The sequence below is a fragment of the Pedobacter frigidisoli genome (assembly GCF_032678525.1).
Lineage (GTDB): Bacteria > Bacteroidota > Bacteroidia > Sphingobacteriales > Sphingobacteriaceae > Pedobacter > Pedobacter frigidisoli_A.
Map to the genome: position 1 here is coordinate 530,502 of NZ_JAVTSE010000003.1, position 25,658 is coordinate 556,159.

Consider the following 25,658-nt stretch of genomic DNA (forward strand, 5'->3'; position numbering starts at 1 on the left):
TTCAGATTAAAATGACGCGTTCAAACCAAAAACATAACTTGTTGTAGGAGGCAAATTCGAGTAGTTAGCAGAATTGAGGTACTCAGGATCAATACCGTCCTTATTCGCCCTCCAGATAATGCCAAGATTTCTGATATTAGCGCTTAGCGACAAACTCTTGATCATGTTTTTAGGCAGATATTGTTTTGGTAAGTTATAAGAGAGTGAAATTTGCTGCAACCTCACATTGTCCGCCTTACGCACCAAAGCATCAGAATAACGGTAGCGCAGAATGCTGTTATTATTAATTCCTGACAGGCCAGGTACATTTGTGGTGGCCTCATCCCCGGGAACTTTCCATCGATAAGCCAGATCTTCCTGTCTCCCCAATACACCCGAATATGTACCTTGAAAAGTTGGGTAGTTCGTAATTGATTGCTTTAGGAAAACGTGACCAAAATAGTAGCTGATATTAACGCCCAGAGTAATTCCTTTATAAGTAAAATCATTAAAAAAGCCACCTTGGTAAGGCGCTGTTAATACGCCGGCGAATTTTAGATCTTCCCTGGTAAATGATGTGCTTAGATTGGTAGTATTGCTGATAATCGTATTGTTACGGTCATAAATCTGGGATTGGCCTTTATTATCCAGCCCCGCCCATCTATAGACAAACAACGCGCCTACCGGTACCCCATTAACTATAGTGCTACCCCCGGAGGTAGCTAGGGTACTGGTCTGATTTTCAAACCTGCTATCTGTCACTTTGTTGGTATTGTATGCAAAATTGAATGTACTATTCCAGCTGAAATCTGCAAGTTTGAGTACCTGAGCCATTAATCCCAGTTCAATTCCCTTCCCCTTTAATGTCGCGGTGTTAAAGAACAGGTTAGACCATCCATAAGTTGCGTTGTAGGGCACGTTTGTCCAGATCCCATCTGTTTTTTTTCCGTAAACGTCAAAACTTCCCCTAAGACGTCCTTTGAAAAAACTGAAATCCGTACCTAAATTTATGCTTTTGGTTATTTCCCATCCCAAATCGCTGTTTCCTGGCGTCTGAATTGAGGCCACTGGTTGGCCGGTTAGGGCATCTGTTCCACTAATGGAAATAATAGTGATATTAGTCCCACCAAGTGGAGTACTTCCACCTGTACCAATACTTGTTCTAATTGCGAAGTCATTTACCCAATCCACATCCTTCAGGAAGGTTTCTCTGGAAGCATTCCAGCGGAAACCCGCCGACCAAAATGGCCTGGCCCTTTTACTGCGATCCACACCAACCAATGTGTTATCATCAAAGCGCAAACTACCAGTTCCAACGTATTTACCCTTATAAGTATATGATGCATTGCTATAGTAGGATAAGAAACGCTTCCTGTTTTCTGTCAGCGTACTCAAGTTATTTCCTAAAAAAGTAGTATAACCATACATGGTCATATAATTTACTGTAGGATTCACAGCTACAAAAGAATTGGCATCACTATCATAACCATACCTGGTAGCGGAGTATGATTTATATCTGGTTTCCCTGATTTCTGTACCAGCAATTGCGGTGATCTGATGATCGTTACTGAAAATTTTGTTCATATTCAACTGACCTCTGAAAGATGCGTCCGAAGAGTTCAGGTCTGCCAAGTTGTTGTTGCCACCGTATGGCACCCCGTATACCAGCTTACCGGAACTTACAGAGGTACCAGTATTAATTAATATCCGCGATACATAGCTATTGAGCTCGTTGGTCGTATTCGTATTTGATAACTGACGTTGAGTCATTGCGGACAAATCAGCGTTTAACCAGGTGAAAATTTTTCCGTTTAAGCCTCCGGTGACCCTAACGGTGTTAATTTTGGAAATGACATTTGAATAATTTAGTTCATCAACAGCGTTATAACCAAAAGGCAGGTAACCCTGCGCCGTTAAGCTATTTGCAAAGTTATTCGTAAAAATGCTCACCCTTTTAATCGTACTACCTTCACTATCAATAAGCATATCATATGGCCTTAAGGCAGTGGTGCTTACTGAGAGTGCATTAATAGCCGAACCATTATATTGTGTATTCGTAAACTGATAGTTTAAGCCTGCTCGCACAGTGATACGCTTATTAAATAAATCAGCTGTAGTAGTTGCATTCAAGATGTAGCTCTTCGCACGGTTACCCTTATAAACAGGTTGGTCATCAGTATAATTTCCGGAAACCAAATAAGTTCCGTTTTCTCCCCCCCCCGAAACCGACATGCTATATTGTTTGCTGACAGCATTTTGGAGGAGATTATCCTGGATCTGTTTCCTGTTATCTCTCAAACCAATTTCAGCCAGCGCAGCATCACGCTGGGCAGCAGTAGCAGTCCCCCTACCCACCCTGAACATCCACTCAGAAGCCTCGCTGTTGTTAGATGTATATATCGAGGGATTGGTCTGAGGATCCGATAAAAATCCCTTTGAAACCATCTCTTGTTCCAAATCGATATACTGTGCGCTGTTCATCCATTTCAGATTCGACAATGGAGCATTTTTAGAAACGCCGAGGTTGTAAGAAAAGTTTAACTCCGGCTGCGTCCGCCTTCCTTTTTTAGTTTCAATCACAATCACACCATTCGCAGCCCTTGACCCGTAAAGGGCTGTAGCAGCAGCATCCTTAAGAAAGGTGATTTGCTCAATGTCTGCGGGGTTGATATTGCTTACAAGAGAATTTCCAGTGGCAACGGAGTTAGTGATATTTGTTAATTTCGGACTGTCATTAGGGCTGATCATCGGGAAGCCATCAATGACAATCAACGGATAGCCCGCATTGCTGGCGTAGTTATTTGAACCCCTAATCTGTATATTATTACTCTTGATATCAAACTTGACACCAGGAGCAATCCCCTCCAGACGTTCCATCAAATTGATGGTAGGAGTTTTCTGAATATCTTTTGCAGTAACGATGGCATATGCACCAGTTGTTTTTTCCTTACTTACCTTTGAGTATCCGTCGGACACAACCTGTATTTCCTGAAGAACATTTTCCAATGGATACATTTTCGCATTGACGGTCGCTCCTGTTATCGGCAACCGGAGCGGATTCATACCTACATAGTTGAAAATTAAATATTGATGATCTTGCCCAGTATATACCGTGAAACGCCCGTCACTGCTGGTGCTAACTCCGATCCTGGAACCTTCTGCCATCACAGTCACCCCTACTAATGGGTTATTTTTATCGTCAGTTACAATGCCCGTTATTAATTTACGTGGATTCACCGAATTAATTTCGGGAATTTGTATCTGCGGTTCAGTCGGACTATTCATTCCAGGATTATTATTTTTCACGATGGCATAGCTGTTAGCGCCAACGTAAAGAAATAACAGCTTGTTTGGGTACAATACAGCTTTGAGAAGTTCCTCAATCCCCTGCTTACTGTTTTTGATATTTTCGCTGGTCTCTTTGCCATCGATGATTGACGGATCGAAAACCAGTTTAGTCTGATATCGTTTACCGATTTGCTGTAGTGCGTCCCTGAGCGATACCCTGCCCGTCTTGTTCTGCGCCTGAACAGGTTCGAATAGGCATAATAAAACCCCTACGAGCAGACAGATGCCCGATTTGGATAAAATTTTTTTCATGCGTTTAGTTGGTTTAGTTGATTATTGTTGTTTGTTTTTATCTTGTTGACCTATTGGCTCAAAAATCCATGAATTATGTTGTTTGTTAATTTCAATCCTAAGCACATTTGATAAGATGAAAAACAAATTATCCTGATTGGTAAGTGGCAAAATACCCTCAATATATCTTTCGCCAATTTGGTCATCTGCCAGTTTGATATTTACACCATAATTCTCTTCTAATTGCGGAATAATATCCTTAAATCTGGTATGGTAAGGAAGGATGACCGAGCGATCTTTCCATGCGGTCAACATGAGCGGGTTGGCCTGGGCGGTAGACACTTTTTTGGATTTGGTTTCAAAAATAAATTCCTGTCCGGGCTTGAGCAAATGCCATACAGAATCACCAGTCTTTTTTACCGCAACACTTCCCGAAACAAGCACAACGCTGTGCTGTTGTTGCCTCGCTTTAACATTAAATATGGTCCCTAAAACCTGAATATCTATTGCTGAAGTATGAACCACAAACCGCTGACCAGGTAAAATATTTTCAGGTTTTTTATTTTGATGTTTGATTTCAAAATATGCTTCTCCATCGAGCCAGACTTCTCTGGGTTGATTAGGCCTCCAATGTGCATTGTAGTGGAGATTGGTATTAGAGTTTAGTACAATTCTGGAAGAATCGGGCAATACAACTTCTTTAACCCGGGAGTAAGGCGTGGTTACGTTACGGCGTTGACCATAGTAAAGCTCAGTCAAAACCACTCCTAAAGCGCATAAGCCTATAACAGCAGCAGCAGCGGTTGACGCCGTTATAAGCCGTTTTATTTTTAGATAGTTACCACGCTCCACCGGAATCCTTTCGCGAACAGCAGCCCATACTGCCCCCTTACGATCGGACGTGGGGATTCTCTTAACAGCACGAATAACATATTCTAATTCATGCTTTGCATCAATGTATTCTTGAAGATTAACGGGGTTGTTGTTCAGGTAATTTTTCCAGACAACTGCAGTTTCGCTATCCGCATATTTAATATGCCGTACAAAAGCGTCATCCTGCAAAAAATCTGACTTAGTATAGTGAAAGTAATCTTGGTACATGAGTTTGTCTTCAGCCTACATTTAAACTGTAGATGCATAAAAACTATTTTTTACCCCACCAAAAACCAAAAAAAACACAAATACCTTATTATCAGTATTTTAATTTATAAATCTGAGCCAAGATCAGTAATGCATATAGCTCTTTGTCACTACCTGCAATCAGGTTCTTCAGGCTATCAATTGCTCTTGCCGAAAGTTTATAAGCGGACTTTGTGGTGATGCCCATAATATCTGCTGCATCATCATAGGGAATGTCTTGAATATAGCGTAAGTAGATAATCTCCTTTTGCCGCGGATTGAGTTGATTGAGAGCATTATGAAGTTTCTCCATTCGCTGCCGCTGATTTTCCAATTCAATAAATTCAAACTCCAGTGAAAAAGTAAGTGGGAGACCTTTTGTAAACTGGTCCATAATGGCTCTGCGGATGGATGTATTCCGATGCTGTTCGTTCAAACTGTTTCGCAATGCTGAAAACAGATAGGCTTTTATATTTGACGCAGTTCCAAGCTTTTCCCTTTTAGACCATATATTAACAAAAAGGTCCTGTACTTTATCTTTAACGAGGAATTCATCCTTACAGAAACGGTAACCATATTCATATAGATCATCGAAATAAAGATCATAAATGCGCTCGAAGACGGATTGATCGCCGTCTTTAATCAATAGCCATAAGTCAAGATCAGATTTGGTTTCCTGCATTACAGTAATTTGGTTGTAGAATCTATTTTCATGTGGAGTTTTACAATACAAACATAATAATTATGTTTTGATATCTGTCAGTTACTCCGGATGCAATAAAGCCTTTAAAAAGAAAGGCATATTTTAAATTCTGAATGCATATGAGCAAGAATGATATTGATCGTATTGCTTAGGGATTTGAGATATTTAATTAAATATAAGTTATCTAACGTAAAAACTAGCACCCCCCCAAAAAAAATACCTGGAATTCACTCTTTGTACAATTGAAAAATATTTAAAGCACAGCCTGGTCCGTGCGCGGCAAGGTCTGCATGATGAAACCCGGTTTAATGGAACACTGGTGAATCCTGTTACTTCAGATAGATATGTTCACGGAGTCACTTTCTTTCTGAAAAATTTAGGGGAATCTGGAAAATCCCGTCTTTATATCTTTTGATATCGATCCGGTATTTCCATTAATTTAAAACTTACACTGTGGTTTGCGCACCCGTAACCCTCAGCAACAGATCCTAATGATGAAACGAAGGATCACTAAAGATTTGGCGGGTCCAATTTAATTTCCACAACCAAATTATAACCCTAACCGATCTTGCTCTTATCGAAACAGTATCTTTTCTTTTATCAGAAATAGTATTGGCCGAAAGCCTAAAGACTTGATTATTCTCTCCTAGTTCATTATTTTTTTGGACCAAAAAGCAAACTTCATCATGATCCGTATTGCGCCTCTCGCGCCATCTTGCCATTGAATATTTAAGAGATACGATTAAGAGAGTTACCTGTAAAATTATCCGATCTAGAAATAAAAAAAGAATGCTGTAAACCGTATTGAAATTGTGAAGCTTGACCTCCTGAACATGATCCAAAAATTGCTCGGCTCCAACATAAACAATTACCCTTATCCTGATTATGAAATTAAAATTTAAGAGATTAGGTTTGATTAATTCAATCAATATCCAAAATATTCATTATGTTTAAACAACGCTTTTCAGTCGGAATGATTCAATAAGTGCATATCCACCTTTAATGCGGAATGCATTCACTCCTACAGGAACCATTCTCTTTTAAAAGCAATTGAAGCAGCACCTTTTCAGCACCACCGCCAAAAAGCGCTGCTCTATCGGGCTATCTATTGAAAATATAACAATCCCTCATTAGATTAATGCAAAGGCTTTTTGAGTGGGTCCGCTATATCCAATGAACAGGGTCCTCTTCATCGGCATTTTCAGTTGTCTTCTTCCCTCTTTTACCGCCTGGAATAATAAGCAGCAGTATTAATGCTAAAAATATCAATGCCAAAACATCCCTGATAGATATCAAGTTGTTACCATGAACTACATTACATGTTATCATCATAATCCGCTGATTTTAAATTGTTTGAGCAACGCACCTGGATTCATTAATAGCCCATACGGAACCTTTGGCTCAATAAAACTGGATTTTGGCGGAAGCGCCTTTGATTGCTGCGCGCAGTCGATCAGTTGATCTACACCAATTGGATAAAGCGTGAAAATGATCGCTTCTGAAGAACAGGACGCATCTTCCAACATTTCTGAAATATCCTGGTTAGGATAGCAAAAAAGACGCTCATCGGTTCTGGGGTCAGTGATTCCGAACACTGGCGATAAAATCATTTCCTGTAGAATTACTACGTCTGGTAGATCCAAAACATTATTTGTGAAATCCTTTAAGTCAAGTTGATACCAGATTCCATGATAACACAGCCCGATCCGGTGCAGCCTATCGGGCTGATAACATACATTACCCGGAATTGCTGAAACAAAAAATAGTTTTTCCAAGAATTCAAAAAAATCACTTTGGATTATTTCCTGCCCGGGAAAAATTAAACGGTCGAATCCTGACACGCTCAGCTGATCAGTTGAGACGTATAGACCAAGCATATACTCATTCTCTGCCCCTTGCATCTTGGCTGCCGCTGCCAGCCGGTGATGACCATCGCCTACATAAGCAATCTGAATTTCTTGAAACACATCTTTGAGATGCTGAATCATGGCATCCTCAGATATCCTCCACAACCGATGGGCAATTTCTCCCTCCTGATAAGCGAAGCTGGGAGACTTCAAAGTGATACTTGAAATGATTTCGTCAATACCTGTTAAGGGTTGATATGTCAACAGTACCGGAGCCCCCTCCATTCCAATATTTAGCCTGTAGCTGAGTAACCTTTCCTCATGTTCTTGCAAAGTATGTTCGTGACCTAAAATTTCACCATGGAGATAGTCCTTCACAGCAGTCATGGCGCAAATCCCAGAAGAAATTTTTCCCAGAGTTTCCTGCTGATAAACATAAATTGCAGGATTTTGCTGATAGTCGAAACGCCTGTTATTTATGAGCACACTTAACACTTCCTCCACCTTGTCCACACATCCGCTTTCTATATCTTTTTTTCCCCTTATTTCCAGCTTGTAGCGTAGCGCGAAGAGCTCAGTCCCGTCTCCACTGAGCAGGCGGTTAAACCAATTGACTTCAGGTAGAAAAGCTTTAAATTCCTTTATGGTCGCCATAATCTCAAGAGTCAAATACGGTTTTAGGTAAACATTCCTCTAAAATGATTTGCTGTTCGAATTGTTTCATCAATGCGACCAAAGCCTCTACGCTTGAAAAGGGCAACGCATTATATAATGACACCCGAAATCCCCCAACCGTTCGATACCCTTTAATCCCCACCATCCCTAACGATGTTGCAAGATCAAGGAATCTGCCCTCTATTTCCGGGCTAGAGGCCGTAAAGGTTACATTCATTCTCGAACGGTGAGCGAGATTTGCAGTTCCACTAAAAAGTGTATTTCTATCTATTTCGTTGTAAAGTAATTCTGCTTTCTTTTTATTGAGGCTTTCAATAGCCCCAACACCCCCATTAGCCTTTAACCAAATCAAATTGAGCATTGCAACATAAATAGAAAATACCGGAGGGGTATTGAACATACTGTTATTATCGCGGTAAACCCGGTAGTCGGACATAGATGGAACGGGATGATCAACGCTGTCCAAAAACGAATTTTTTGCGATCACCAAAGTCATTCCTGCAGGACCCAGATTTTTCTGAGCTCCAGCATAAATTAAATCAAAATCTCGGACATTGATTTCCCGTGAGAAAATATCTGAGGACATATCACATATGACTGGCAGGCCAGGCTTGGGGAAATCAAACATCTCAGTACCCTCAATTGTATTGTTTGATGTCAGGTGAAGGTAAGCTGCATCAGCGCAAGGCTGATAGTGATCCGGAATATAGCTATAGCTTTTATCTTTCGAAGAAGCGACGATATCTACCGATCCAAAAAGCTTAGCCTCTTTTATCGCTTTCTGTGCAAAAAAACCTGTATCGAGATAACTTGCACTATTTGCTTTCTTTAAAAAGTTGATCGCCACCATAGAAAATTGTGTACTCGCGCCACCCTGCAGAAATAGAACGGCATAGCTCTCTGGCACGTTTAGTAATTCCCGAACCAAACGCTCGGTCTTAATCATAACACCCTCGAATTCCGGGGACCTGTGAGATACTTCTAAAATAGAAAGACCAGTCTGGTTCCAGTCTAGAATTGCTGAAGCAGCATGCTCCATTACCTCAGCAGGAAGGATACAGGGTCCTGCGCCAAAATTGTGTTTTTTATACATGGTTAGAATAGCTTAATGCCGTGCATAAAGTTCAATTTTATAGTAGATAAACGTTGAAGAATTAAAAAAATGAGTAAAAATTACTTTATTTGAATGGGTTTACAAACCAAAATTTGGTTACAAGCATTCATTACATGCTGTTGCAAAATAAAATTTCAATAGGTAGGCACACCAACTGTTATAAGTTGTAAAAAATACACTAAGTAAAAATAATAAAAAAGGAAAACAAATGCAGTTATATTACATAATTAACATATTTTTACTTTTATAAATAGGATTATAAACAAATAAATATACACTAAGTGAGTACACAAAGATTTCTGTTGGATGAGATTGATAAGGGTATTTTAAGGCTCTTGCAGAAAGATGGGTTGATGACCTACAAAGAGATTGCCGGAAAACTGGGAAAAAGTATGAGTAATATCGTGGAGAGGATTAAAAATTTAAAAGAATTAGGCTATATACGTACAACTGTCGCTTTACTTGACATCGAAAAAATACGGTCATTGTTCATTGCTTTTCCTCATGTCCAGCTCAAATCCCATTCAGAGGAAGTTATCACAGCTTTTCAAATGGAAATGTACAAGCACAACGAAGTAATGGAGTGTTATCACCTTACTGGTCATTTTGATTTCATGATCAAGATTGCGATTCCCGATATGGTCACTTACAACACATTCCTGAAAGAGAAAATTAGTAGCTTACCATATGTGGGATCGATTCAAAGTTTTCTGGTATTATCAGAATGCAAATATGAAACTGCGTATGTGATCTAATAATTTTGTTAGCACTTAGCGATTTCCACCGTTGGGTATTTTATTCGCATAGATATACCCAAAGATGAAAAGTATACCGGTGAACACCTTGGTTATTGTAGTGGAGCTGCAGCAGCCTGGTAAATCCCGGTCAGTGCAGCAGGTTATGTTTAGCCAGATTCAAGGCACTCCAGGAAAATCCATATCGCCTTACTCAGCGAGATGCACGTAATTCCGAATATTCTTTTTATAGCGTATAGCATACCTAATATATGACCAGTCTCGTCTTACCCCGGAAGCTTGCGAGCAAAATGTGTTCCTATTCCAAATTAGCATACCTTTCCCAATTGGAGTTCGTTAGGCTATCTTTTATGAACACCTGGTTTACAATACAAGGACCTGAGATATGGGATATCAGCCATTTTTCTCTTCAGATGACTTGCAATTGCCCATTGGTAATGCTGTCGATGGATCCTGCAGGAACTAATTCGGAACATCCGGTAAATATATTTTGTGCTTTCGTTGAAATATCCGTTAGACTCTATTAAAATACAGGAAGTAAATGAATGGCCAGAATTCGACCTGCCTACGATAGTTTATAAATCAGAAACTAATCCAATGCGAGCCATAGCATATGCTGATTAATGACGAAATTCATAGGTTTACAATAAAAGTTTATTTATTTAAAAAGAGAAATTACATCGGCAAATACCTACATTCAGTGCGCGGTTCGAGAAATACATTGCGAATTCGCCCAATACTTCAACCGCATAAATGATTCGTATCCCGAAGTATTTTCAACAATGTATCTTTTAATATAATTGTATAAAAGTGCAAATGGAATTTAAAATAACAGATAATTATATTTATTTATTATATTTATGTTAAATTATATCCTGATGAAAAAATTTATTCAAATTACAAAAATTGTATTGGCGATTGAGCTTGTTTTAACTTTCGTAAGCTTCTGTCTCAAATTTTGGCACGTGAATAGTTCGATATCAAGCATATTTTTTATCATTGGCGGCCTCGGCTTGATTGCGAGCATTTCATTGATCTTTATTGTTTTATTTCTATTTTTCACAAAGTTTTCTGCAAAGTAATTCCGGCCATCGCATTAAACTTATGTCGATATTATCAGCCTGTTAGACTTATGATACATTCAGACCGCCCTCATCTGTAGAATCGAATATGATACCTTTGGATGAATATCTAATTAGTGGTTTGCCTCGTATCAGCACAGACTATCCAGATTACCAGTGCCCTAACGCAACCTCCGAATAAAAATAAGCAAAGCCGCTCAGCGTTCATGTCATTTGTCCGTTAGTTCCTGGCGGATACTAAATGTTGCGTGAGCGGAGTTTTGGAAATCAATCAACAGGTAGAAGCTTTCATATTTTGCGAACGCTATCTGACCAACTTAATCCAAAAACCAGTAGACTTTGAGATTGCGCAATAATATTTTCATCATCTGATGAAGCATGATATCATTGAGAAATCGCTATCAACCCGCTCCTAATAAATGTAGCTGAATCTTATCGGAGGAAAAATCTCACTTTCAAGAATGAGCTTTCTATGAAAGCATGTTGAGCTGTTTGTTAAATTATCAGCCATACTATGGCCTCAACTTTGCTTGAAATACAGATATGGAAAACAAAGAATTTGAAAAGAACAAAGCGGAACTAATATCTATCGTTCAGCAAATGGCAGATGCACAAACCGCTGAGGAAATCACCAGACACTGGTCAGAAGATGTGATATGGCTTGATATTCAACCACACGCTTCGAAAGGTAAAGCGCTTGCGCTAGTTGAATTCAGGAGGCAGTTTGCGCTGTTAGATTCCTGCAAAGCAGACCTTCTTGAAACAGAGCTCATCATCGAGGATAACATGGCACTTGTATGCACCATCCAACATTTCACAGCAGTGGCAGGCGGAAAACATGTATCAGATCTGATTACCAGACAAACGGATTGCTTCCGTAAACAGGGAGGCAACTGGATACTTATTCATCAACATGTATCTCTACCTGTAGATGGTGAGTGGATGTCCGGCAAAGCAAATGAAGAAAAATTTCGCATTACTTCTTTCCGGGCATAACCTCGTTTCATCCTGTCGCTAGGGCTATAATAAATGGCAATAATAGCGTCAGCATAATTGAAGGGGCGCATGCGGCCATCGCCCCTTCAAATTTTAAGACTTTAAAATTCTTTAAGATACGCAATCCACAGCAGAATCGACTAAAATGTTCAATTCTATTCAAGTATTGATAGTTTAAGATTTATATCAATTGATTCCATTTTGTCGTTGCAATTGATTAAGTACCGCCTTCAAGATGTTTGCTGGATAAATAATATCGGTTGTTGAATAAGATCATATCATTAATGGATTGAAATTTTATTAGGTGATTAAACAGATTAAAAAACGAAACAGAATTTAATTTTTATAAAATAATATTAACAAGAATTAAATATCAAACAAAAACCTTATAGCCATTTTTAATTATATTTGTAATATCTTTGGATGTACATTCAACAACCAGATGCAAAAGTTAAAACCAGACTATCAAAAAGTGTTAGATGATTTATTGAAAGATATCAAAAAGCATTCAAACTCGTTCCTTGGCTATCCGGTGTCAAAAGATTTTAATTTCGAAGACTTATCTGAATTTTTAAACTATCCGATGAACAATTTGGGCGATCCCTTCGTAGGATCGACCTATCAAGTTGGTTCACGTAACCAGGAAACAGAGGTGATTGCATTCTTTGCTGATCTTTTTAGGGCACCAATCGATAATTTCTGGGGCTATGTGACTAATGGCGGATCGGAAGGAAACCTTTATGGATTGTACCTCGCCAGGGAACTCCATCCAAAGGCGATGGTTTATTATTCCGAAGCGACCCACTATAGTGTACATAAAAATCTGCACTTACTTGGTTTGCAAAGCATCGTCATTAAAACCCAGGATAATGGGGAAATTGATTACGATGATCTGCGGTTAAATATCGGCATGAATCGTCACCTTCCTGCCATAATTATGGCGAACATTGGCACGACAATGACAGAAGCCAGAGATGACATATACCAAATACGCTCCATCTTAAAAAACCTCGCCATTCAAAAATTTTATATTCATGCTGACGCGGCACTTTCAGGCGTGTATAGCGCCTTCATAAAACCCCGGCCAGCTTTTGATTTCGCGGATGGTGCAGATAGCATAGCCATTAGCGGCCATAAGTTCCTGGGTTCACCCATGCCGTGCGGTGTAGTAATAGTAAAGCGTTCGAACAAAGATAGAATTGCAAGAACGATATCTTACATCGGGAGTATGGATACAACCATAACTGGCTCAAGAAATGGACATACTCCCCTTTTCCTATGGTATTCAATCAAAACGCTCGGTATTGAGGGGCTAAAGAGCAGGGCTATGCAAAGCTTGATGGTTGCTGAATACGCGACCAATAAACTGATGGCTGCCGGCATTGATGCATGGAGAAATCCCCATGCTATCACAGTCAATTTTCCAAGTCCACCCTTGAGCATTTGTCAAAAATGGCAACTGGCATCAGAAGATAGCCTTGCCCATATCATTTGCATGCCAAACGTGAGTACTGATCAAATAGATCAATTTGTTTTGGACATGAAAGAGGCTAATAGAGAAATCACAATGCATTCAGCCCAATTGCAAACATACTAATTAGCACCCACTTAAATGAGAAAAACTCCCGTACAAATTATCCTTCAAAATTGAGGACAATCTAAGATGATCATCCCCAAATTTGAAGCTCATCAGGAAGCTAAAGGTCACATTTTTTCCGGCATATTAAAAAATGGATGCGTTGGAATACTGTCAATTATAGAAAATTAATTCGGTAATCCCATTGCGACTCCTTAGATATTCTGGACAAAGTTCCAGTGTAAGCAAGCTTAATGTTGTACACAGTGGCAACGCCAGGTGACTCTAAGAAAGATTATTACAATTTACCTGCAGAACTACCGCCATCAACAGCTATATTCATGCCTGTAATTTGCTTACTGTAATCAGAACAAAGCCACACGGCAGTTCTTGCCTGATCCTCGGGCAATGCCATTTCACCAGTTGGAATAGCAGCCAGCGCAGATACCCTAGTTTGCGGATTATCTTTCATGAACTGCTCTGAAAGTTCTGTCTGTGTTAATCCAGGACATATGGAATTGATACGTATACCTGCTTTACCATATTCCAAAGCAACAGACTTCACTAATCCATTCATAGCAAATTTAGACGCAACATATGAACTTGCGTTACAGGATCCTTCCAAGCCTAAAGCCGATGAAGTCATCACGATATTTCCTCCGCCTGATTTCACCATGGCATTAACTTCATGTTTTATACAATAGTAAGCACCAAACAGATTTACATCAATAACCTTCTGCCAGTTTTCGCTGCTGGTCGCTCCTATTGGCTGACGCTCTGGCACAATGCCAGCATTGTTATGTGCAAAGTCAATTCTTCCATATAAATCAATTACATGGCCTATCAGCGCAACGACTTCATTCTCTGCTGCCACATTACATTTAAAAAAAGAAGCTTCTCCGCCTTCACTGACTATTAACTTAACAGTTTCCATTCCCAATATTTCATTTATATCGGAAACCAAAACTTTGGCCCCTGTTCTGGCGAAAGCCATTGCAGAAGCCCTGCCAATTCCGGCGCCGGCGCCAGTGATTAACCCTATTTTACCCGACATCAAATTATTTACCTGCATAAAATTTATTATTAAAAAAGTTGTAATACGACTAAAACAATCATTCCTTCTGAGTAATGGCATGCTAATTATCATATTCAGTTATCCTTATTCTAAAGACCAGTTTGGATTACCAAAGATTACAAGTCTTCAAAACTGATGGTCTAGCTTAATAACCTGTCAAGGCATACAGCAATCATAAGTGAATGAATTACAAACTTAGTATTAAGAGCATGAAAAGTTCCTCATAGACAGCTCAAGTTACTTTAATGGAAAGCTCATGGCTTTGTAGGTGGAAAATGATATTTATTTTTAAATGCCGTTGAAAAGTGTGATAGACTTTTAAATCCAAGACTAGAGTATATCTCACTAATTTGTTTTTTTTCCACCATTAGCATATGATAGGCCGCTGTAAGTCGACGGCTTAATATCCATCTTGCAGGTGTTAACGAACTAAAGCGCGCAAAATCCCGTTTAAAAGTTGCGAGGCTTCGTCCACATTCCGCTGCCCTGACCTTTAATGGTATATTAAAAGCAAAGGTTTGCTCCATGTGACTGGCAATGTCAATTTTCCACGGTGAATGATAGTCAAAAAGAAGATTTTTCAATTCAGGGGAAAGATGTAATAGCGCTATTAAGCATTCCCTGATGCGCAGCTCATGTATCTCCCCAAGTGGCATTACACCTTGCTCAAGATAGGGCATGGCAGTTAAAAAAACACTTTCCAGATCATTGCTATATGCTATTCTTTGATATGCGTTATCCCGCATAGGTTGCGCTTTGAAAGATTTAAAGAATTTTTGTTGATAATTCTTTAAATAGGACACCGGGAATTCCAAACAGTGAACCTCATAGATACCTGTCGAATTTTCAGGAACAGCCTCCAATGTGAATTGATGATATCGCCTGAGAAAAACAAATTCACCTCTACTAAAACACTCACGGGACCCTTGGTCTTTAACGGTTAACAGCCCTGACTTCACAAAAATCAGTGCGTGCTGGCTGAGTATCTCAAAATTATTCGCAAATCTGTTCAGTCTATAAGAAATAAAAGTGGTATTAGCACCAAGAGTCATCAAACTTTTAGTCATGATTACATACGCCCACCAGGTTTAACAGCAACAGCGGGCAAATTATTAAAACTATTCAAATATATAAAGCTTATTGCTCAGATAAAAACTTACAGGAACCGTTGTTTGCCCAATAATTCAAACAAAAGGTAAACCAGCAAACCTTCGCAGACGCTATTGCCGGCAAAATGATGCAAGGTAGGAGATATCCCTCCCACCCTGCCGACTATTAACTAAAACTAACCATTATGGTATTTTAAACAGTTCTTCCAACTTTTGCTGAAGTGCTGGTCCATGGAGATTAATTGCAAGGACTTTTCCGGCTGGATCTATCAAAAAATTCTGAGGAACCACACTTATTCCGTAGAGTTTGCTCGGAACAGAATCCCACCCCATCAGATCGCTCGCATTTGTCCAATCCAACTTATCCTCACGGATAGCCTTAAGCCATGCAGGACGTGTTGTCATTTTATCAACAGAGACAGAAAAAACAGTAAATCCCTTACTCTTGAACCTTTGGTATGCAGCGACCAGATTAGGATGTTCCTTTCGACAAGGTGAGCACCAACTGGCCCAAAAATCCAGTAGCACATACTTTCCTTTAAAGGTCGAAACACTGACGTTGTGGCCGGCGGTATCCGGAATCGTGAAATCTGGAGCAATTACACCGGGTCTGATCCGATGGATGGCATTAAATAGTTTTTCGTAATAAAGGCCAGTTGGCAATTTCTGTATGCTTGGATCCAGTTTCCTAAATAAGTTTTCCAAACTATCGGTCATCACAAATCCTGCATATTCTTGAAAGGCAAATAGACCAACCGGACTGTGAAGGTGTGACAACATAAAGCCTTTATAGCATTGTTCTTTCATTTTCGCAAACATTTGTTTATTTTTTTGTTTAATGTATGCACTTCGCTCATCTTTGGTCAGATTGGGCGTTTGTTCTTTAAAAATGCCCAAGACGTTTTTCCGGCGAAAACTACTGATGTCCCGAACATATGCCTCATATTCGCTAATGTATCCTGAACTGCCCTGGTAAACTCCATTTTTTAAGGCAGAATCTGCTACAAGTGTTGCCTTACCGGGAGCCAGATAGCATTCGAAAACATTTTGAGATATAAAAATATGGGGTTTTATTTTGTCGGGATTTTTTTTAACCAATCCAATACCGGCTCGCGCACATTCCGAAAGTGTACCTTGGAATGCACATTTTCCGTTAACAATAAGTGCGCTGTCGCTTACTCTTTTTCCACCTTGAGGATAAGTAATAATTGCCTTATACGCGTCCGGAATATTTTTTAAGTGAAGTTCAAGAACAAATGTTCCGCTGAGTTTATTTTCCTGTCCAAATGATTTGGATACAAATGATAAAAACAAAATCAATATTAAATTTATTTTCCTTCTCATTACTTTCCTGTTGGTTTGAATATTGTTTGAAGTTGTTCTTGCAACTCAAGCTCATGCAGGTCTCTGGCAATCACCAAACCTGTTGGATCTATTAAGAAATTAGCGGGTATGGCATGGATATCATATTGTAAAGCGACCGCATTCTTGCGGTCTTTCATATCACCAACATGAATCATTCCCTGCGCATCATCGTCCCTGATTGCTTTCAGCCACGCTTGCCTTGATCCGTCAAGCGAAACAGCAAGCACGACAAAGTTTTTACCTTTAAACTCAGCTGCGGCTCCTTTTACGTAGGGTGTTTGTGTTCTGCACGGTCCACACCAGCTCGCCCACAAATCAATAAAAACATATTTACCTTTAAAATCTGACAAACTTATCATTTTACCTGATGAATCGGGTTGGGCGAAGCCAGGAAGCATTTTCCCTACGTCGAAACGTTTTTTATCAGCAATTCTTTTCTTATATCTCTGTCCTTCCACCGATAATTTTAATTCCGGAGAAAGTAAGTTGTAAGCATTCTCAATATCATATGCGTTAATGATTGGCCTACCAAACGATCCCACAGCATAAAGGGAGACAGGAGAATTTCCATGATTGCGGATGTAATTACAAACAAACTCTTCCTCTTCTTTCCTCAGCGAGTCAACAATCGGCTTTAATTTTTTCAATCGACTTACGTTTACCGCACGGGTAGCCTCCCAATACTCCTTATTAGCTGACCCCGCACGGCGGTACATTTCTATAAGGCTTGCTTCATAACTTTGGTAGGCCTTATGCCACTTGGAATCAGTTACTTTTGCCTGATTAAAACTATCGCCTGGTTCAACAAGGATTGTATTGTTTCCTTCAGAAAGAAATAACGTCAGGTGCTCCTGGCTAACATTGATCGTTTTATTGAGTGGCTTACCTTTGAATTTAAGCTGGAGATCAGCTAAGCCGGCCACGAAGAGTTTGCCATCGAATTTAAAAGTTCCATTTACTACCGCTGCACTGTCTTTTCCTTCTGGAAAGGTTAAATAGATCCTTTCCACACCAGGAACATTTTTGACGTCGCCATTAATGTGGAAATGTTTAGCTAAAGGTGATTTCTGATTAGAAATCCTTTTATTCTGAGCACTGCTCGCCATCGATACAAGCTGTGCAAGTGCTATGACAAATATTTTCATCATGGCCATCTTTATTTTTCCTATCCGCATATTAGTTATAAGGATTGATCATTTCTCCAGTCAATAGACATTATCTTAACTAACCCAGACCAGCTTTTAGTTTCTGAAGCATTAACATCATTTGGATTATTTTCTACTGAAAATCTCCTTAGTGTCCCTCCAGATGTAGCATTGTAGGTAGCCACATACAAATCGTTAAAACCTGTAGATGAATTCTGAACATCAAATTTTAGCATGGTAATCTGGTCAGAACCGAAATCCTTAATTAATTTCGCTTTTTCAAAACCGACACTAAAGTCGTATCCAAAGAGTTTATTTCCTACTGTGTAAAACATGATAGAGCGATTGGAATAAAATGCATACTTGTCGGCAGCATCCAGCCCAGGCGCGAAGTTTTTAGTAAGTGGAAAATAACCTAATTGAACCCTGGTTCTGGGATAAAATTTATATATAAACAAATTTGATTGTGGATCCTTCATTAAAGCGTAAGTATTTCCAATGGTGCTGGCCAAAGTAGAAGTACTTCCTGCCTTATCCATCGTATTTTCCATGTAAACTAAATCTCTGTTCGTTACTGACTGATTCCAGGGAAAGCCCAAGGGAGCGGCAAGCTGGGCTGTAGTAACCACGCTAGACACGTACGAAAAGCTTGCGTTAGAGATAAATTGCTTATTGGTCCGGTCATAGAATATCGAACCAGACAATCCATTACTCAGCGTGTAGGCGATATAGGGAGCGATAACAACGGGCACGCCCGCTATAGTATTTAAAGCATCAGAATAGAATTCCGGAGTGGAAACTGTTACATTGTCATTTTTGATGAAATAACCATTATTCATTAATGCACCCCTATCACTTGATAATTGTTTACCATCAATCGTAGCTGGAAATAGTTTAACTGGGTAGAATTCTGATGGGGTCGGAAACGAAATATATGCCATTGGCGGCAACCTAAATTCAGTGCTGGATTCAAAGTTTAGAGGGTTAAGGTAATATCCGCCATCTTTAGTCATCACCCATAATTTCCGGTTATCTTTTGCACTTCCCTGAGGCGTGCCTGTGTACATTACTTCAATTGCCCCCTTTAACCTTGGCAAACCATTATTTGCTAAAAGGTTTTTAAGTATGAATTCTTCACCTGTACTTTTAATAGTAATCATTTGCAGATCAGCATAACCATCCTTGTCATCTCCCAACAATAAAAATCCCCTACCTGCCAGTGTAGTTACATTTAATGTTGTACTTTTTGTCCAGGTTACATCCGTTTTTTTGTCACGAGCCTTGAAATAGAGCGTATAGCTTCCTGGATCTATATTCACGAATAAATCCAATTTTTTGGCTGTTCCGATGATTGTGCCTGCCAAAGCGGTTGCGCTGCTGGAACCAGTGGCCACTATCTTCCATGTATATTCGTAATCCCCGCCCGATAGCTGGTCGAGTGTCCAGTCGACTGTAGGGTCAATCACTAATCTATCAGACTTAAACACTACCTCATAGTTTGCCGATATACCTTTGATCTGTCCTTCATTTATCTCATGATAGTCATTATCAGTTTTCTTACAAGATGAACTGATAATAATCAGTACACAAAATACCTTGGTTATATATCTTTTCATGATTCTTTTTTAAAATTTAAAATAATTAGTACGGTACGCCGATTGTTGATCTCCAGGAAACCCCATTAAACCACATTAGTCTACCATCGGCCTCCTTGATAGGCGTGCCCATGTTAAATTTTGTCTGGAGATAGTTTTTCATTAAAGTGGCCATAAGCAATGCTCTGCTGGCGGGCATTTTAGCTGCAGTAAAGTCATCATAGGTCAGGCTACATACTTCGCACATCAAATAGTATTTTTCAGCAGAAAATGCACCCCAATACCCCGCATCAAGGTTATTCTGCACTGCGCCATAGGTCTTCCAAAGCGTTGGTGCAACAGGGATGTCGGAAACCTTAATGCCGTGATAACGCGCGTCAAAAAGCGCATTATTGACTACGCTCACCTGACCGCTTAATGGATACCAAACCGGCATACTCAGCTTAAAATTTTCATTAGGCAGGAGGCGAAGCCCAATCACCAGCTGTTTTGTTTTCATAGCTGCAGTACGTTTGATGGTCACCGGAACATCCGCATAGCTGGCATTTGCCTTTATCACCTGGTCCGAGGATATTACCTCAAAGTCCACACCTTCAACAGCTGTGGTACTATCTTTATCCAACGTAATTATGAATTTACGATCAAAATTTTCAGTTTTTCCTGTTAGGTTTACTCGAAATTTTAAAGTGGACACATTGTCAAAAATACCGAAGAAGGAGTAAGTGGTAAATGGCTGCACAGAGGAACGTCCGCTTATGGTTGGATCGGCGTAAAAAACTGAGAAGTATAAACTGGTATCACCATCGTAGGTTTTCAATTCAGTTTTTTTACAATAAGGGAAGATCATGCACATAGCTAACAAGCTAAATATTACTAGTTTTCTCATAATCATTAATTTCTAAGGTTTACTTCACTTTGCACCATTGGCACTACATAATTAACCACGCTAATGGTGATATTGGCAGTGGCCGAAGAGCCATCAGGCACGCTTGTTAGCGATCTTCTCTTGTAATAAAAAAATAATTGACCTTCACCTATAAATTCTCTCCGGTATTCATTCCTAAGCGCTAAATTCAAAGCGGAAGCATCTGCAGCCGTGAGGTCTCTGGCCGACCGGGCCAAACGTACCTTATTTAAATAAGTTAATCCTTCGCTAACCGTCGGTGCAGTTTCTGCTGCGATATAATACATTTCACTCATTCTTATCAGTGGTATATAGTTATTAAACTCACTGCTAACACTTTGATTATTTATTACTGTTGTCTGGGGTTCATATTTTCTATTATAAAAAAGAGATAAGTTTCCAACCTGCTGGGTCGCGTAACTTAAATACCTGTAATCATTTTTATCATCATACATTTCGTTTGCCCTGCCGGATGCATCACCCTGAATATAGATCCGGTTGCTTGCAGCTGGCGAGAGAAAGTTATTATACATTGCATTCCTGGTATTATCATAGCTACCAAACAATATTTCAGAAGAAAATATCCGATCAGTATTAGCGGTATTGGTTGCAGCGGCAGCGGTTACAAACGGGAAGAAACTGGATGCTTCCTGAATCACCTCAAGTGCATATTTTCTGGCATTTGTATTATCCTGGCGCCATTGGTATACCCGTGCAAGTAAAGCTTTAACTGCGAAATAATTTAGCCGATATTGCCTGTAGGATAGAAAATCGCCATTGATCAAATCAGACATATTTTTACGGCCCTGTGTAGTTACAGGGTCACTTTGCTTAAGCAACTCCAAAGAACTGGTAAGATCTTTGATTACGCTGTCAGTTATGCTTTCTGATGAACGGTAGGGAGAAACTATTGGCGTTGAACTTATACTGTAGGGTATAATCAGTGCTGTTTTACTTGTGGAGTTATATATGGGGCCCCAAAATCGTAATATATCGAAATGCAGAAACCCTCTAATGGCCAGGGCTTCCCCTTTAATGATATTTTTGTTTGTAGCAGACAAAACTGAGGTTGTGTTACACTTATCTATTATCGTATTACTATTGGAAATCACTTTATAGTACTTCTGCCAAATTGCATCGAAAGCTGGCCTATTTACTGCATTATCCGTATATTGGAACAGTTTAAATGGCTGAAAAATTGTTGGCGCAAAATAATATTGTGCCATGACATCAATTAATCCAGCGCTCATATCCCGACCATATAACTGATCGGAAGCCATCTCTATATAGATCCCATTTATTGCTGATTGGAAACCCTGTGTGGAATTAAACAATTCATTTTCTGTAACTCGGTCAGTGATTTGCACATCTAAAAACTTCTTACAACCACTCAAGGATACAATGCCGATCAGCACTGCCACACTAATACATTTTTTAATTATTTTCATAGTTTGTTGGTTTAGAATGTCAATCCCAAAGAAAGTGAAATGGAGCGTGCAAATGGGTAGTCTAGCCCACGCTCGTTCACCACATTGGAGATCCTAAAGATATCAGCCATATACATTCGCGCATTCAGCGCTGAAGCTCCAGCTTTTTTCAACCACCGGGGTTGTCCGTTGTATCCAAATGAAATAGATTCACCACTAATGGTATGTTCATCTGCAACAAAACGTGAAGAGATCATGTTGTTGGTCGTGATAGCAATCGATTTAAAACCAACTAAATCACCAGGAGATTTCCAGCGCTCCGTTAAAGCGCGAGCATCCTGATTGTAGTGAATCTGAGTAGAATTAATGTTCTCTACCTTATTGAACAAAGTATTCTGAAAAATTTGTCCACCAGTGCGATATCTTATATTTACGTTTAACGTGAATCCTTTATAGTTGAAGCTTGTACCTATTATGCCTTCTAATTTTGGTTCAGCATCTCCGACATTAACCTCATCTGCATAATCATACACGAAAGTTTGCGTACCATCTTTTTTGATAAATACCTCCTGACCGCTAGCCGGATCTATACCTGCAGAGACAACAGTCCACAATGAGGTTGGCGATCCACCATCATAGTAGCGATTGGTGTTGATGCCTCGGTTAGCGATGTTGAGATTGCTTAACGCATTGCCTATATTATAGAATTTAGATTTTTGATGACGCATATTTGCATTGATACTCCAAAAGAAATTTTGGCTGCGCACCAATGTTGCGTTGAGTGATGCTGTTATCCCTTCAGTCAGTTGTCCACCCAGGTTAGTAGCAAGTGAGCTCGTTCCAGATGATGAAGCAATCGAGGTATACACCAATAAAGGATCTGTATCTTTATTATAATAATCAACGGTGAGCCTGAACCTTCTGTTTAGTATTTCGAGATCAAATCCAATATTTTTATCTATAGTTTTTTGCCATGCCAGATCTGGATTTCCATAAGCGTTAATCACGGCACTCAAACCATATGGATTAGACTGAGCATTATTATAGGCATAGGTCTTTATGGCAATATAGGCGTCAAAATTTTGATTTCCTGGATTTCCGATAGAGGAACGAAGTCGGAGTTGAGAGATCCAATCCACGTTAAAAAAATGCTCTTTATGAACATTCCATGCCAGACCAACAGACCAGGTATTTGTAAATCGGTTAGCTGAGCCAAATACCGATGATCCATCTGACCTAAACGATGCATCAATTAAATACCTGCTATCAAAGGCATATCCCATGTTGAAATAAGAGCTTAATGATCTTTTGAGCGATTCAGCGTACACAGGTTTGCTTAGCGTCGTGGAAAAACTATTAGCAAATCCAGGGGTACGATGAATATCATCAGCAAAACCTTCAGCATCATATGCGTTATTGGATGCTTCATTGCTAGCTCCTCTGACGCCCAGAACTGCGTTAAACAAATGATTTTTTCCCAACAACTTGCCATACACTAAACTAAAATCAGTATCGTAGTCCAGTGACTTAGATTCTCGTTGAGTATAAGCACCTTTGCGCAGATTTTCCAATAGAAAAAAATCTGAGAGATAGGGCGATTTGAATATTTCTGTATTCCCTATTCCTTTGCTCAAGCTGAACCGCCCCCTCGCCCGTAATTCCCGTAAAATACTCCATTCAATTTCTATATTATTGCGAATAGAGAGTCTCGAGGCTGTATTCAAGTTATTTTGCAACATATCATAAACAGGATTGAAGACGTAGCCATTTTGCACCGTAGAAATTGAATACTGTTCCAACACCCTATTGAGTTCTCCCTGCTCATTATATATTCTGTAATAAGGGTTGGCCCTTGAAAAGCTTGAAAATGGGACTGTTTCCTGATTTGTTTTTAGGTAATCTACATTTAAGAATTCACTAAGCTGAAAATTATTCTTTCGATATATCAATCTCAGATTTCCATTAATGACATTGCGATCAGAGCCTTTCATCACTCCCTTTGTATTTCCATAGGAAAAGCCTGCACCATAACGAATGGTCGAATCTCCGCCTTCAGCAAATAAAGTATGCCTACTGGTTCCAACCACGCGAATTGCTTGATTCATCCAATTGGTATTTACCCCACGTTTAGCGTCTGCCAGACGCTGATTGTAAACGGCTGCATTTCCCTCATTGGTGATTCTCCCATTTTGATCAAGCGGACCATAAAGCAAGGATAGTCGTTCGAATTCCAATTTCTGTTCCGCATTCATGAGGTTATAATCACTTAGATCGGCGAAATCAACAGAATAATTTCCACTATAACTCATTCTGAGTTTTCCAGTTTTAGGTTTTTTGGTTTCTACAACGATGACGCCATTCGCAGCCTTAGATCCATATATAGCGGTCGCTGCAGCATCTTTTAAAATGGTTATATTCTCCACACGATCCATACTCAGATCGCTAATTACCTGTAGGTTGCTCTCAAAACCATCCAGAATAAACAAAGGTTGATTTGGATCTGTCTGAAATTCCTGTGTCAGCCCGACAACACTGGTTTTTCCACGGATTTCCACGTTGGCTAACTGATTAGGATTAGATCCGGTAATGTTATTCTCCCTAAGTGCAAAAGAAGGATCAAGCGTTTTCAAACTTTGGAGAATATTTTGGTTTCCTACGGCTTTCAGTTCACTTACAGAAAATGTGGCAGAAGAACCTGTGAAACTTTCAGCCTTACGTTGATAGATACCCGTATTGATTACAACTTCATTCATATTCTTTGCAGCCTGAATGAGTTTAACATCTTTACCATTTACTGCGCTTGCAAGGATTGTCCGTGTTTGATAACCGACAAAGGTGAATATTATGGAATCCGCAAGAGATGCGCTTATGCTAAATTTCCCGTCTCTTTGTGTGGAAGTTGCAATCTTTGTTCCTTTAACCGAGACACCAGCAGAAGACAGCGGAGTGCCATTCTCGTCCACAACCCTCCCTGCAATAGTCAAAAAACTAACTTTCTCTAAAGGCAAATCAACCTGATGATTGGTTTCTCTGATGGTAATGCTCTTATCGGAAACGGAATAATTATAAGGCGTGCCGCTAACGATGTTGTCTAACACCTGTTTCAAGGGAGCAGAACTGAAATTTACATTTAATAATTTTGTCATATTGAAATGTGAGGTCGCCACGATCACATCATAACCTGTCTGTTTCCGAATTTCCCATAAAACTTTCTCAACTGATACATTTTTGCCTTTAATAGATACTTGCTGGCCAAATGATGCAGCACTTACCTGCATCAATGAGATCAATAATATAATAGCGATAATTTTAAACGTGAAAAATAATTTATAGATATAGCCTGGCGGTCTATAAAAATGCTCGGTATAATTTTTATTCATTTAATAGCTGTTAAAGGCGTAGTGCGTGATTTAGCAAACCTGCACTATGCCACATTCGATAAATTGTTAACTCAATTTGAGAGATCAGTTGAAGGGCTTTCGGAGCCGCCTAGGTCCTTCAATTTTAATGATCTCAATGGGATGTAGACTAGGGTGCTTTATGATTCTTCATGGTTTGGTTGGTTGGTTTGTGGTTGTTGATTAAATGATTTTTTATTGGCTAGCAGCCGGGG

Annotated in this window: 16 protein-coding genes; 3 read left to right on the forward strand and 13 right to left on the reverse strand. The window is 39.5% G+C overall.

Annotation, left to right across the window (positions count from 1 at the left end):
* Window positions 1-6: 6 nt before the first annotated feature.
* From R2Q80_RS11385 to serC, 5 genes are all read right to left on the reverse strand, one after another.
* Window positions 7-3,579 (reverse strand): SusC/RagA family TonB-linked outer membrane protein, encoded by a 3,573-nt coding sequence (locus R2Q80_RS11385; RefSeq protein WP_316799729.1) that lies wholly within the window; start codon window positions 3,577-3,579, stop codon window positions 7-9.
* Window positions 3,580-3,600: 21 nt separating this feature from the next.
* Window positions 3,601-4,659, reverse strand: coding sequence for a FecR family protein (locus R2Q80_RS11390; protein ID WP_316799730.1), 1,059 nt, complete (start codon window positions 4,657-4,659; stop codon window positions 3,601-3,603).
* 91 nt (window positions 4,660-4,750) lie between these two features.
* A complete protein-coding gene (locus tag R2Q80_RS11395) occupies window positions 4,751-5,359 on the reverse strand; it encodes a sigma-70 family RNA polymerase sigma factor (protein ID WP_316799731.1) in 609 nt (202 codons plus the stop codon).
* A 1,349-nt stretch (window positions 5,360-6,708) separates the two neighbouring features.
* Window positions 6,709-7,881, reverse strand: a complete 1,173-nt coding sequence (locus R2Q80_RS11400; protein WP_316799732.1) for a DUF1015 family protein — start codon at window positions 7,879-7,881, stop codon at window positions 6,709-6,711.
* A 4-nt stretch (window positions 7,882-7,885) separates the two neighbouring features.
* A complete protein-coding gene (serC, locus tag R2Q80_RS11405; protein WP_316799733.1) occupies window positions 7,886-8,995 on the reverse strand; it encodes a 3-phosphoserine/phosphohydroxythreonine transaminase in 1,110 nt (369 codons plus the stop codon).
* Between the two features lie 302 nt (window positions 8,996-9,297).
* On the opposite strand from serC, the gene R2Q80_RS11410 reads away from it, so the two are divergent.
* The 3 genes from R2Q80_RS11410 (at window position 9,298) to R2Q80_RS11420 (ending at window position 13,446) form a co-directional block, all read left to right on the forward strand.
* The gene (locus R2Q80_RS11410) at window positions 9,298-9,771 is read left to right on the forward strand and encodes an Lrp/AsnC family transcriptional regulator (RefSeq protein ID WP_316799734.1); all 474 of its coding nucleotides are present in this window, start codon (window positions 9,298-9,300) and stop codon (window positions 9,769-9,771) included.
* A 1,625-nt stretch (window positions 9,772-11,396) separates the two neighbouring features.
* On the forward strand, window positions 11,397-11,849 hold the full coding sequence (locus tag R2Q80_RS11415) for a YybH family protein (protein ID WP_316799735.1): 453 nt from the start codon (window positions 11,397-11,399) through the stop codon (window positions 11,847-11,849).
* A gap of 442 nt (window positions 11,850-12,291) precedes the next feature.
* Window positions 12,292-13,446 carry a histidine decarboxylase gene (locus R2Q80_RS11420; protein WP_316799736.1) on the forward strand — a complete coding sequence of 385 codons (1,155 nt, stop codon included), beginning with the start codon at window positions 12,292-12,294 and terminating at the stop codon, window positions 13,444-13,446.
* 277 nt (window positions 13,447-13,723) lie between these two features.
* Here R2Q80_RS11420 and R2Q80_RS11425 read toward each other — a convergent pair whose 3' ends face one another.
* The 8 genes from R2Q80_RS11425 to R2Q80_RS11460 form a co-directional block, all read right to left on the reverse strand.
* Window positions 13,724-14,497: a glucose 1-dehydrogenase gene (locus R2Q80_RS11425; protein WP_316799737.1), complete on the reverse strand. Its 774-nt coding sequence runs from the start codon at window positions 14,495-14,497 to the stop codon at window positions 13,724-13,726.
* A 257-nt stretch (window positions 14,498-14,754) separates the two neighbouring features.
* Window positions 14,755-15,567 (reverse strand): AraC family transcriptional regulator, encoded by an 813-nt coding sequence (locus R2Q80_RS11430; RefSeq protein ID WP_316799738.1) that lies wholly within the window; start codon window positions 15,565-15,567, stop codon window positions 14,755-14,757.
* A 225-nt stretch (window positions 15,568-15,792) separates the two neighbouring features.
* Window positions 15,793-16,953 (reverse strand): TlpA disulfide reductase family protein, encoded by a 1,161-nt coding sequence (locus R2Q80_RS11435; protein ID WP_316799739.1) that lies wholly within the window; start codon window positions 16,951-16,953, stop codon window positions 15,793-15,795.
* Entirely contained in the window at window positions 16,953-18,122 is a 1,170-nt protein-coding gene (locus tag R2Q80_RS11440; RefSeq protein ID WP_316799740.1) for a TlpA disulfide reductase family protein, read from the reverse strand. Before R2Q80_RS11440 ends, R2Q80_RS11435 begins: the two co-directional genes overlap by 1 nt.
* Before the next feature lie 32 nt (window positions 18,123-18,154).
* Window positions 18,155-19,735 (reverse strand): PKD-like family lipoprotein, encoded by a 1,581-nt coding sequence (locus R2Q80_RS11445; RefSeq protein ID WP_316799741.1) that lies wholly within the window; start codon window positions 19,733-19,735, stop codon window positions 18,155-18,157.
* Between the two features lie 25 nt (window positions 19,736-19,760).
* Entirely contained in the window at window positions 19,761-20,600 is an 840-nt protein-coding gene (locus R2Q80_RS11450; RefSeq protein ID WP_316799742.1) for a DUF4843 domain-containing protein, read from the reverse strand.
* A gap of 5 nt (window positions 20,601-20,605) precedes the next feature.
* Window positions 20,606-22,066, reverse strand: a complete 1,461-nt coding sequence (locus R2Q80_RS11455) for a RagB/SusD family nutrient uptake outer membrane protein (protein ID WP_316799743.1) — start codon at window positions 22,064-22,066, stop codon at window positions 20,606-20,608.
* A gap of 11 nt (window positions 22,067-22,077) precedes the next feature.
* Complete coding sequence (locus tag R2Q80_RS11460; RefSeq protein WP_316799744.1) at window positions 22,078-25,425, reverse strand: SusC/RagA family TonB-linked outer membrane protein; 3,348 nt, start codon at window positions 25,423-25,425, stop codon at window positions 22,078-22,080.
* Window positions 25,426-25,658: the final 233 nt, after the last annotated feature.